Below are 10,345 nucleotides of genomic sequence, written 5' to 3' on the forward strand. Positions count from 1 at the left end.
AGCTGAACCTTCCCCTCTATGAGGACTTTGAAGAGGCCAAGGAGGAGATTAAAAAGGTTCGTAGGACCTCCTTGGGCAACCGGGCGCTCCTCGAGGAGGCCATCGATCGATTCAAAAAGAACCAGTTCAAGGTCCTTCAGGCCAAGGACGGGGAGGAAGCCTGTCAAATCTTCCTCAACGAAATCGGTCCGGAGAAGCTCGTCGTAAAGTCCAAGTCGAACCTCTCGAAGGAGATCGGCCTCACCCCTTTTCTTGCCCAGCGGGGCATCGAGGTGATTGAGACCGACATTGGCGATAGGATCAACCAACTGATCGGCGGCCGGTCGTCCCACTATACCGGCCCCATCGTCCATCTGACCCGCTACGAGATCGCCGAGATCCTATCGAAGCATCTGGGCCGAGAGATACCTCCCGTGCCCGAAGAGGAGATGCAGGCGGTCCGCGAGGACATCGAAGGCTACCTCCAAAAGGCAAAGATCGGCATCACCGGAGCCAATGCCATTGCCGCTAAAGAAGGGGCGATCCTGATCGTCCATAACGAAGGGAACGTGACCCGGGTCAGGACCCGTTCGAAACATCTCATCCTTGCTTCCATCGACAAGATCTATCCGGACATCCAACAGGCCCTTCGGATGGCCAAGCTGGAGACCTTTCTCGCCACCGGTTCCCTCTTTCCCTCCTTCATCGACATCGTCGGAGGAAGGTCGAAATCCTCTGATGTGGAGAAGATCCCCTTCTTCGGGATGCATGAGCCAAAGGAAGTGGTGGTAGTCCTGCTTGACAATGGCCGGAGCGAGCTCCTCGAAAAGGGGGGCGCCTTTTCCGACCTTCTCTACTGCATCGGTTGCGGAAACTGCCTCCTCCATTGCCCCACCTATAATGCCATCGGCCCCTCCTTCGGAGCCGATGGCATGTTGGGGGGAAGGGGGGCGGCCCTCTCCTGTCTCTTCAAAGGGGTGAGGCAGGGGGTAGAAGACGGCCTCTACCTCTGCACCACCTGTGGGCTTTGCGGAGAGGTCTGCCCTGTCGGAATCGATGCCGGAAAGAGGTTAAAGGACCTGAGGCGTTCAAGCTTGAACCATCCGGAGGTATCCAAAGAACTCGATGAGGTCAGCCGCCTTCAATCGACGATCGATCGATACGGGACACCTTACGCCGAGGTGGGACGGGCCAAATTTACCTCTCCGACGGATAAAGCTCCTGTCGTCCTTTATGTGGGCTGCGTGGGCTTGACCACCGAAACCGAAACGACGGGGAAGATGATCGAATTGCTTCAAATGCTGGGCATCGACTTCACCCTCATCGACGAGGTCTGCTGTGAGGCCGTCAAAGAAGATACGGGCTCCAGTTGCAACCCCGAGCGAATCCAGCAGAACGTTACCAAGATCAAGGAGGCGGGCGGCAAGGAGGTCCTCTTCCTCTGCCCCACCTGCCTCAAGACCTTTGTCGAATATGAGAAGGTCCATCCCACCGGTCTCATCCTCAAACCCTTTCTCTCCTTCCTCCGGGAAAACTTCGATTTCAGGGCCTCCGATGGCGATTCGTCGAAGGTGACCTACCACGACCCCTGCCATCTGGGTCGGGGACTGGGTTCTTTTGATGGGGCGAGAGAATTGTTAAAGGGGATCGGGGTTGAAGTTTTCGAAATGGAGCATCACCACCGGGAGTCTCTCTGCTGCGGAGCTGGAGGGGGCGTGCGTGGGTTCTATCCGAAGTTTTCCCGCGACATGGCTCGAAGAAGGGTGAAAGAGGCTGAAGAGGTGAAAGCCGACATTCTGCTTACCGACTGCCTCTCCTGCAAACATAACCTTAGACAAGGGGTGCCCTTCGATGCCAAACTCAAGGTGATGACCACCCCCGAATACCTTCTGGAGAGACTCAAGAGGGGAGAGATTCACGCCTCGCCCAGATAGAACCCTTCCAGAGATTATTTAAACTTTGGCGATTTTTAAAGAGGGCGCGTCTCAGGCATAAAGATTTCCCGCGGTGAGGGAGAAAGGGGGGATTTTTGACGCAGCCCTTAAGCCTTTGTTGAGTCGTTTAGAAAGGTGAGGATCGTGTTCGTAGGGATCGATTGTTTGCTAAAGCAATGAAGCGAACGGGGGATACATTGATCTTTCCCTGTTTTTTGGGGGATCCTCCTTAACCCCCTGGCAAACCACCACGGTACCCCCTCCCTTAGTATCTTGCAACGAAAAGGGAAATCTGGTTAAATTTTAATCGGGTTCACCGCTATGAATCCCCTTGAATCGAAATTTCTCTCTTATCTGGTCGAGAAGGGGATGATCGATCGCTCCGAGGCGGAGAGGTTGCGGTCTCCAGCCCCCTCGAACGAATCTCTTTCGTTGGAAGATCATCTTATCCACTCTGGTCTCCTCACCCTATCCGAGTATCGGAGGGCTTCGGAGGAGTTTTACGGGATTCCTCTGGCCTCGCCGGACGATTACCCCAGAGAGCCGGTCCTGGTGAATCATCTCCCTTATCCCTTCATGAAGGAGTCGAAGGTGCTTCCCGCCCGGCTGGAGCAGGGGGAGTTGACAGTGATCCTTTCCAATCCTTTCGATTATTACACCATCGATGCCATCCGACTGGCCACGGGATATCGCATCCGGGTCCTCGTAGGCAGAGAGGCGGAGATCCTCGAGGCCCTGGATCGACTCTATGGGCTTGACGAGACCTCGATGGGAAAGATCATCGAGGACCTGGAGTCGATCCCCGAATACCGGATGGAGGAAGAGGAAGACATTGACCATCTTCGGGATATGGCGTCGGAGGGGCCGGTCATCCGGCTGGTCAATCTCATCATCTCGAGAGCGATCGAGATGAGGGCGAGCGATATCCATTTCGAACCCTATGAAAATCAGTTCCGGGTCCGCTACCGGATCGACGGGGTGCTCCATGACGTGGAGTCGCCGCCCAAGAGGCTTCAGGCGGCCATCGTCTCGAGGGTGAAGATCATGGCCAAGCTCAACATTGCAGAGAGGCGCCTTCCCCAGGATGGGAGGATTATGCTTCGGGTCAAAGGCAAGGAGATCGATTTCAGGGTCTCCACCCTTCCGACCATCCACGGAGAGGGTCTCGTCCTGAGGATCCTCGACAAAGGGAGCATCCTCCTCGATATCGAGAAGTTGGGATTTCAGGAGGATACGCTCCGGTCCTTTCAGGAGGTGATCCAGCGGCCCCACGGAATCATCCTCGTGACTGGCCCCACGGGAAGCGGAAAGACCACGACCCTCTATTGTGCCCTCGAAAAGATCAACTCGCCGGGGAAGAAGATCATCACCGTCGAAGACCCTGTGGAGTATCAGCTCAGAGGGGTCAACCAGATCCAGGTGAAGCCCTCGATCGGCCTCACGTTCGCCAACGCCCTCCGTTCGATCGTCCGACAGGACCCCGATGTGATCCTCATCGGAGAGATCCGGGATGCCGAGACCGCCGAGATCGCCATCCATTCGGCACTGACCGGACACCTCGTCTTCAGCACCCTCCATACGAACGATGCCCCCAGCGCCATCACCCGCCTCATCGATATGGGCATGGAGGATTTTCTCCTCTCGTCCACGATCATCGGCATCCTGGCTCAACGACTGGTTCGAGTCGCCTGTCCTCATTGCCGCAAGCCCTCCAGCCCCAGTCCCGCCATTCTCAAGGAGATGAAGCTCGATGGGACGGACGGGGAGGTCGAGCTCTTCGAGGTGAAGGGGTGCGAGCATTGCTCCTTCACCGGCTACCGGGGCAGGACAGGCATCTTCGAGTTCTTCAAGATTACGGAGGATATCCAGAGGCTCATCCTTGAAAAGCGGGGATCCCACCTTCTCAAAGAGGCGGCCAGAAGAAACGGGATGCGGACCCTGAGGGAAGATGGCTGGTTAAAGGTGAGGCAGGGAGTGACCACCGTTTCCGAAGTCCTGAGGGTGACCCAGGAAGAGGAACCTCTTTAACGAACCCAGCGAGGATTCTTGATTCACCATGGCAGAGTTCCTCTATAAGGCGACGACCCTGAGCGGCCAGACCGTGGAGGGTTCGATGGAGGGGAAGGACGAGGCCTCCATCGTGCAAGGGCTTCACCGCTTAGGCTACATCCCCATCCGCATCGAACTTGCCGAGAAGAGGGAATCGAGGCTCGGGATCTTTGCCCGCCTTCCTAAGCGTGTCGGGCTCGGGGACCTGCTCGTCTTCACCCAGGAGCTCTCCACGCTTATCCAGGCGGGATTGCCCATGGACCGAAGCCTCCGGATCCTGATCAGCCTGACGGAAAACAGGAGGTTGAAGGAGGTGGTCCTCGACATCCTCAGACGCGTGGAAGGTGGAAGTTCGCTTGCCGAGGCCCTGAACGCCCACCCCAAGATCTTCTCAAAGCTCTATGTGAACATGGTCAAGGCGGGCGAGGCAGGAGGGTTTCTCGAGACCATCCTTTCCCGGCTCGTTCACTACCTTCAGCATGTCAAAGAGATACGGGATAGCCTCCTTTCGGTCATGATCTACCCCCTCCTCCTCACCGCCGTAAGCGGCCTTTCGATCGCCCTCCTGGTGACCTTCGTGGTGCCCCGTTTTGCAAAGATCTTTTCGGACATGGGGCAGGCCATCCCGCTTCCCACACAGGTGGTTTTATGGATCAGTCAATCGGTGAGGGATTACTGGTGGCTGGGGATGGGAGCCCTCCTCCTCGTCCTTCTCTTCTTTAAGGCCTATCTCCAGGACGAGGAGAGGAGGTTTCGATGGGATCGGTTTAAACTGAGATGGGTTCTCGTCGGAGAACTCCTCAGGAAGGTGGAGGTGGCGCGGTTTTCCAGGACCCTCGGCACGTTGCTTCACGGCGGGGTCTCGATCCTCCCCGCCCTCAACCTGGTCAGGGAGATCTCCCAAAACCGGGTGATGTCGAGGGCGATCGGCCTCCTCCATGACCGGCTCCGGGAGGGGAAAAGCCTCTCGAAATCGCTCGAGGAGACCGCCATCTTTCCACCCCTTGCCGTCCAGATGGTCGGCGTGGGCGAGGAGAGCGGAAGGCTCGACGAGATGCTCATCCGGATCGCCGAGGTCTTCGAGGAGGATTTTCAGAGGGGGATGAGACGTCTCATCTCCCTGCTCGAGCCCGTCGTCATCCTCATCATGGGAGGGGTGGTGGGTTTTATCGTCATCTCCATGCTCTTGGCGATCTTCAGCATCCATGAGATCCCCTTTTAAGGGTTTTTGAGGAGGCGCGATGAAAAAGAGAGGTCGATATCGGCAGAGGGGATTTACCCTGATCGAGCTCATGATCGTCATCATCATCATCGGCCTTCTGGCCGGTCTGGTCGGGCCAAGGCTCTTCGGTTATCTGACCCAGGCCAAACAGAAGTCGGCCAAGGCCCAGATCGAACTCTTCGGCACGGCCCTCGATGCCTTCAGGCTCGATGTCGGACGGTACCCTACCACGGAGGAGGGGCTCAAGGCCTTGCGGGAGCGGCCAGCGGGCCTCGATTCCTGGAAAGGCCCCTACCTTCCAAAGGAGATCCCCATGGACCCCTGGGGGAGGCCTTATAACTATAAATCCCCTGGCGATCACGGAGAATATGACCTCTACACCTACGGCCTCGATGGCGTCGAGGGAGGAGAGGGTGAGAATCAGGATGTGGTGAGCTGGAAAGAGACCGGGAAATGAAAACTCGGGGTTTCTCCCTCTTGGAGCTGATCGTCGTCCTCTTCATCCTCGGGCTTTCGATCGGCCTCATCGCCCCCTCCTTCTCGAGGGTCTCAAAATCGGCCGAGTTGAAGGCGACCGCCCGGAAGCTCTCCTCCCTCCTTCGTAACAGCCGGAGCGAGGCGGTCCTCCGGGGAGAGATCCAGAGGATCCTCTTCGACCTTCCTTCGAAGACGGTGAAGGTTCAATCCTTCAAGCCGGAGGCGCTCGAGGAAGAAGGGACGAAAGAAGGTCCTTCACAGGTGAGGACCTTTATGATTCCGGCCTGGATTCAGATCCGGGAGGTGAAGACCTCCGCGGGCCAATTCCCTCCTGAAGAGCCGGCCATCGAATTCTATCCGAACGGAAGCTCGAGCGGGGGTTCCTTTCTGCTCGAAGGGGACGATCAGAGACCCTTTAGAATCGAAGTTCATTCGATCACCGGCGCCGTCAAGATCGAAAGGATGGCCGAGAGGATTTAATGGGGATGGGGAGCAGACAGAAGGGATTGACCCTCCTCGAGATCGTCGTGGCCCTTGCCATCCTCGGAGCGGGCCTGATGGCCATCATCGAGCTCTTCGCAGGCGGGCTTCGTCTCGGGAGGGCTTCGGAGGAGTATACCAAGGCGACCCAGTATGCCCGGTTGAAATGGGAAGAGTTCTCATTGAGGCCCATCGAGACCGAAGGGGTCGAGGAAGGGGAATTCGATAAGACCTATAGGTGGCGAATCGTGACGAAGCGGGTAAAAATCCTTCCTTTCGAGGAGGAGGGTGACCTCACCCTTCCGGTGGAGCTTCTCCATATCCGGCTGGAAGTGACCTGGAAATCGGGGCTCCGAGAGAGGTCGATGGACATCGAATCCTACCGCTGCGTGAAGAGGGAGGCCGATGAGAAGCGGAGCTGATCGGTTCCGGAAAGATTGGCCGAGGGGGTTCACCCTTTTAGAGGTGATCGTCTCCCTTGCCGTGTTGGGGTTTCTCCTTCTCATCCTCTTCGCTGGATTTCGCCTGGGCCTCTCCGCTTGGGAAAGGGGGGAATCCCTCAAGGAAGAAAACCAGAGCAGCCGCATCCTCTCCCAGATCCTTTCAAGGCAGATGAAGTCGGCCGTGCCCTACCGGGTCAAACCGAAGACAGCCGAGGCCGATCACCTCGCCTTCGAAGGAAAGCCCCGGTCGATGAGGTTCGTTTCAACCCTTCCTTTAAAAAGGAGTCGGGCCGAGGGGCTGGTCTACACCCAATACCGGTTCGAGCCGGAGGGCGGACGTCTCCTCCTCTATGAGCAGCGGGTGCTCAACCGGGACTTCTTCGAAGGGGACCCCAAAAAGGAGGACCTCCACGTCCTCCTCGAAGGCCTCGCCGATGTGCGATTCGAATATTATCAGGAGGAGGACGAATCGAAGGGCATATCCGAACAGTGGCTCGAGGAGTGGGATGCGAAGGAGAAGAAGGAACTGCCAGGGGCCCTGAGGATGACCCTCATATTCCGAGAGACCGGAGGAAAAGAGAACACCCTGTCCCTCCTCATCCCCATCCAGGCGAGGAAGGCAGAGGAGGTCCGGATCGGACCCGGGGTGAGGAGGACCGTCCCGAGGGGAGGGCCATGAGCCAGATCACGAGGCAGAAAGGCGTGGCCTTGATCATGGTCCTCTGGGTGATGGCGATCCTCTCGGTCATCGTCTTCGAGTTCAGCTTCGGGATGAGGACCGAACTGAACATGGCAGGACAGTTCAAGGAGGAACTTCAGCTCTACGGGATGGCCGAGGGAGGCCTTCACCGGGCGATCGTCGAATTGATCTACCTCCGAGACCCCAAGATCCGGGAGAAGCGAAAGGGCTTAAAAGCCGAGGAGGTGGCGGCGGAAAAGAGGGAGTGGATCACGGATGGAAGGGCTTACACCGTCTCTTTCACAGGAGGCCGGGCGGAGGTTCGGATCATAGGGGAAGACGGGAAGATCAATATCAATACCGTTTCAGAATCGCTCCTTCGAAAGATCCTGAAGAATATGGGCCTGGAGGGGGATGCGCGCGACGTGGTGGTCGATTCCATCCTCGACTGGAGGGATCCGGACGATTTCTACAGGCTCAATGGAGCGGAGAACGATTACTACCGAGGGCTTGCCGAGCCTTATGATTGCAAAAATGGTCCCCTCGACTCCCTTGAAGAGCTCCTGCTCGTGAGGGGGGTGACGGCCCAGCTCTTCCATGGATTGAAGAGAAAGGATGAGGAAGGGCAGGTGGAGAAGGTCGGCCTGAAGGATCTCTTTTCGATCTACGCCTCCGGAGAACAGATCGACCTGAACAGCGCTCCCTCCCTCGTGATGAGGATGGTTCTCGGGATCCCGAAGGAGGTGAGCGTAGGGATTGTGAAGGCCCGGGAGGAGCGACCCATCGAGAACCAGCAGGATCTTTTGAGAAGGGTGCCTGAGATGGCTCCGTTTATCGCAGAGGCCGCAAGGTTGATCGCCTATCGCCCGAGGACGGCCTATTATACGGTCGAATCGAGGGCCAGGGCTCAGGAAGGAGGGCCATCGCGGGGCCTCAAAGCCATCGTGAAGATAGACGCCCGTGAAAAAAAGGGTTATAAGGTGGTCCAATGGGTCGATGTGATTTAAAAGTTTTTTTCAGAACGCGCTTCTGAGAGAGGGACATCGTGCCAGCCGCAATCGGGATCGATCTGAGACCCCGACATCTGATCCTCACGCTCCTGAAGAGGTCCTTCGGGAGGGTCCGGGTGGTGGACTATGCGATCCACCCGATCGCTCCGGAGGAAGATCGGGAGGAGCGGGAGGCCCAGGTGATCGGAGCGATCCCTCCCTTCCTTGCCAGACATTCCCTTCGGAGGGATCGCATCCACGTCTCGCTTCCGAGGGAGAAGGCGATCGCCCGGTTCATCCGGCTTCCGGCGGCCACGCGGGAAAACCTGAGAAAGGTCTTGGAATACGAATTGCCCAAATATACGCCCTTTAAAGCCGATGAGGTCTACTTCGACTACCATCTCCTCAGAGAGGAGAAGGAATGGCTCACCCTCTTTGCGGCCTTCGTACGGAGGTCGGAGATCGAATCGAGCCTTTCCCTTTTGAAGAAGGTGGGCATCAGACCGATCTCCATCCAGATCTCGACGGTCTCGGCCTTGAACCACTTCTTTTACAACCGGCCCTCTTCGGATGGAGAGGCATCGGTCCTGCTGGAGCTGTTCCCTCCTTTTCTCGAGATGAACCTTTTAAGGGGTTCAGAATGGGAGGAGAGCTTCCATTTTCATTACCATCCAGATCACTGGCCAGCCGAGGTGATAAGAATCTGGGAGCGCTCCGGCCTCCGTCCTGCCTCCGGTCAAAGCGTCAGATGGTTTCTTTTCGGCGAAGAGGGCGAGGAGAAGAACCTTACCCTTCTCAAAGAGTCTGCCGGGCAAGAGAACGTGTTCCGCCCTCCCATCGATAGGCTCAAATGGAAGGGGGATCGAAGAGACCTGGGGCTCCTCTATCCTTCGATCGGCGCACCCCTGTCCGGCTTGGTCAAGCCGAGGATCGAACTCAACCTCCTACCCGAAGAGTTGAGGGAGAGGCGGAGAAAGATCGGAAGGCCCCTTCTTCTCATCCTCCTTTGTCTCTTCGGTCTTTTCGGTGTGAGACAGGGGATGACCCTCTACTCCCAGCAACGGGAGGAGCTGGCCTCGATCTCCGAGGAGGTGAGGAGGCGGAAACCCGAGGTCGAAGCCCTGGAGAAGATCCAAAAGGAGAAGGAGGCCCTTGCTAAGGAGATCTCCGAGCTCGAAAAATTCCAGTCGGAAGAGGTGAGCAAGATCGACATCCTCAAGGAGTTGACCTCCCTCCTTCCCGAGACGGCCTGGCTTTGGAACCTGAAGTATAACGGGAGAGAATTGGAGCTGAGCGGGTACGCGGATTCGGCCTCGGATCTGATCCAGATCTTCGATAAATCGCCCCTCTTCGAAAAGGTAGAATTCCTGGCGCCCGTCACGAAGGAGAGGTTCATGAGGCCCGACGGATCGCAGGAGAAGGAGAGGTTCAGGTTGAGGGTGAGGCTTGAGGCAAGGAGGCCCGGTTCGTGAAGATCTCCTTCCTTCAAAGAAAAGTCAGGTTTTCCAAGAGAAAGTCCCTCTATCTTCTGGTCGGGTCGGTGATCCTCTTCACCCTCGGGGCGACCCTCCTCCTCTCCCTGAGGGAAGAAATGAGAAGGATGGAGGAGGAGACGCTGGTCAAGAAGATGACCCTGGCCAAATATTCCCAGTTTCTTCAGAATCGAAGATCGATCGAAGAGGAGCTGGATCGTACCCGCAAACAGTACGAGTCGCTCCAGCAGAGGCTTCTCGACGGGGAGACCCCCCAGCTGGCGGCGGCCCAACTTCAGGAGATGGTGAAGAAAGCCCTCGATCGAAACGGGATGGCGATCCGGGGATTCAGAATCCTTGAACCGAAAGAGAGCCCCTTTTATCAGCGAATTTCAATCCACATCGATTTCAATCCTGTCAACAACCTCCTCTCTCTGGTCCAGTTTATCCACGACATCGAACATCACGAGAAGGCCCTCGTCATCTCGGAGATGGATCTCCTCGTCCCAAATCCGAGGATGCCCAATCAGATTCAAGGAAGCTTCGTCATTTCGGGAGCGATCAAAACGATCAAGCAAGAAAAGACCAAGGGAAAGGGAAGGGAAGGGTGATGCGATGAGG

At 57.0% G+C, this 10,345-nt stretch carries 10 protein-coding genes; all 10 read left to right on the forward strand.

Features of this window, described 5'->3' with window-relative positions:
- On the forward strand, positions 1 to 1,913 hold a 1,913-nt coding region (locus N3G78_14510), incomplete at its 5' end, for an LUD domain-containing protein (protein MCX8119127.1).
- Between the two features lie 321 nt (positions 1,914 to 2,234).
- Complete coding sequence (gene gspE / locus N3G78_14515; protein MCX8119128.1) at positions 2,235 to 3,941, forward strand: type II secretion system ATPase GspE; 1,707 nt, start codon at positions 2,235 to 2,237, stop codon at positions 3,939 to 3,941.
- 28 nt (positions 3,942 to 3,969) lie between these two features.
- A complete protein-coding gene (locus N3G78_14520; GenBank protein ID MCX8119129.1) occupies positions 3,970 to 5,184 on the forward strand; it encodes a type II secretion system F family protein in 1,215 nt (404 codons plus the stop codon).
- 19 nt (positions 5,185 to 5,203) lie between these two features.
- Entirely contained in the window at positions 5,204 to 5,641 is a 438-nt protein-coding gene (gspG, locus tag N3G78_14525) for a type II secretion system major pseudopilin GspG (GenBank protein MCX8119130.1), read from the forward strand.
- Positions 5,638 to 6,141 carry a GspH/FimT family pseudopilin gene (locus tag N3G78_14530; GenBank protein MCX8119131.1) on the forward strand — a complete coding sequence of 168 codons (504 nt, stop codon included), beginning with the start codon at positions 5,638 to 5,640 and terminating at the stop codon, positions 6,139 to 6,141. The genes gspG and N3G78_14530 overlap by 4 nt, the downstream gene beginning before the upstream one ends.
- Before the next feature lie 5 nt (positions 6,142 to 6,146).
- Complete coding sequence (locus N3G78_14535) at positions 6,147 to 6,563, forward strand: prepilin-type N-terminal cleavage/methylation domain-containing protein (protein MCX8119132.1); 417 nt, start codon at positions 6,147 to 6,149, stop codon at positions 6,561 to 6,563.
- A complete protein-coding gene (locus N3G78_14540; GenBank protein ID MCX8119133.1) occupies positions 6,547 to 7,263 on the forward strand; it encodes a prepilin-type N-terminal cleavage/methylation domain-containing protein in 717 nt (238 codons plus the stop codon). The genes N3G78_14535 and N3G78_14540 overlap by 17 nt, the downstream gene beginning before the upstream one ends.
- Positions 7,260 to 8,270 carry a type II secretion system protein GspK gene (locus tag N3G78_14545; protein MCX8119134.1) on the forward strand — a complete coding sequence of 337 codons (1,011 nt, stop codon included), beginning with the start codon at positions 7,260 to 7,262 and terminating at the stop codon, positions 8,268 to 8,270. The genes N3G78_14540 and N3G78_14545 overlap by 4 nt, the downstream gene beginning before the upstream one ends.
- Before the next feature lie 38 nt (positions 8,271 to 8,308).
- The gene (gene pilM, locus N3G78_14550; GenBank protein ID MCX8119135.1) at positions 8,309 to 9,724 is read left to right on the forward strand and encodes a pilus assembly protein PilM; all 1,416 of its coding nucleotides are present in this window, start codon (positions 8,309 to 8,311) and stop codon (positions 9,722 to 9,724) included.
- The gene (gspM, locus tag N3G78_14555) at positions 9,721 to 10,335 is read left to right on the forward strand and encodes a type II secretion system protein GspM (GenBank protein ID MCX8119136.1); all 615 of its coding nucleotides are present in this window, start codon (positions 9,721 to 9,723) and stop codon (positions 10,333 to 10,335) included. Before pilM ends, gspM begins: the two co-directional genes overlap by 4 nt.
- Positions 10,336 to 10,345: the final 10 nt, after the last annotated feature.

This window comes from Thermodesulfobacteriota bacterium (genome assembly GCA_026415035.1).
In the GTDB taxonomy this organism is placed as follows: Bacteria; Desulfobacterota; BSN033; order BSN033; family UBA1163; genus RBG-16-49-23.

What these genes read in the sequence shown, in the direction of transcription:
- N3G78_14520 (MCX8119129.1), top strand. Translation starts at nt 3,970, where the DNA reads ATGGCAGAGTTCCTCTATAAGGCGACGACCCTGAGCGGCCAGACCGTG.
- N3G78_14535 (MCX8119132.1), top strand. Translation starts at nt 6,147, where the DNA reads ATGGGGAGCAGACAGAAGGGATTGACCCTCCTCGAGATCGTCGTGGCC.
- N3G78_14545 (MCX8119134.1), top strand. Translation starts at nt 7,260, where the DNA reads ATGAGCCAGATCACGAGGCAGAAAGGCGTGGCCTTGATCATGGTCCTC.
- gspE (MCX8119128.1), top strand. Translation starts at nt 2,235, where the DNA reads ATGAATCCCCTTGAATCGAAATTTCTCTCTTATCTGGTCGAGAAGGGG.
- N3G78_14530 (MCX8119131.1), top strand. Translation starts at nt 5,638, where the DNA reads ATGAAAACTCGGGGTTTCTCCCTCTTGGAGCTGATCGTCGTCCTCTTC.
- gspG (MCX8119130.1), top strand. Translation starts at nt 5,204, where the DNA reads ATGAAAAAGAGAGGTCGATATCGGCAGAGGGGATTTACCCTGATCGAG.
- N3G78_14540 (MCX8119133.1), top strand. Translation starts at nt 6,547, where the DNA reads ATGAGAAGCGGAGCTGATCGGTTCCGGAAAGATTGGCCGAGGGGGTTC.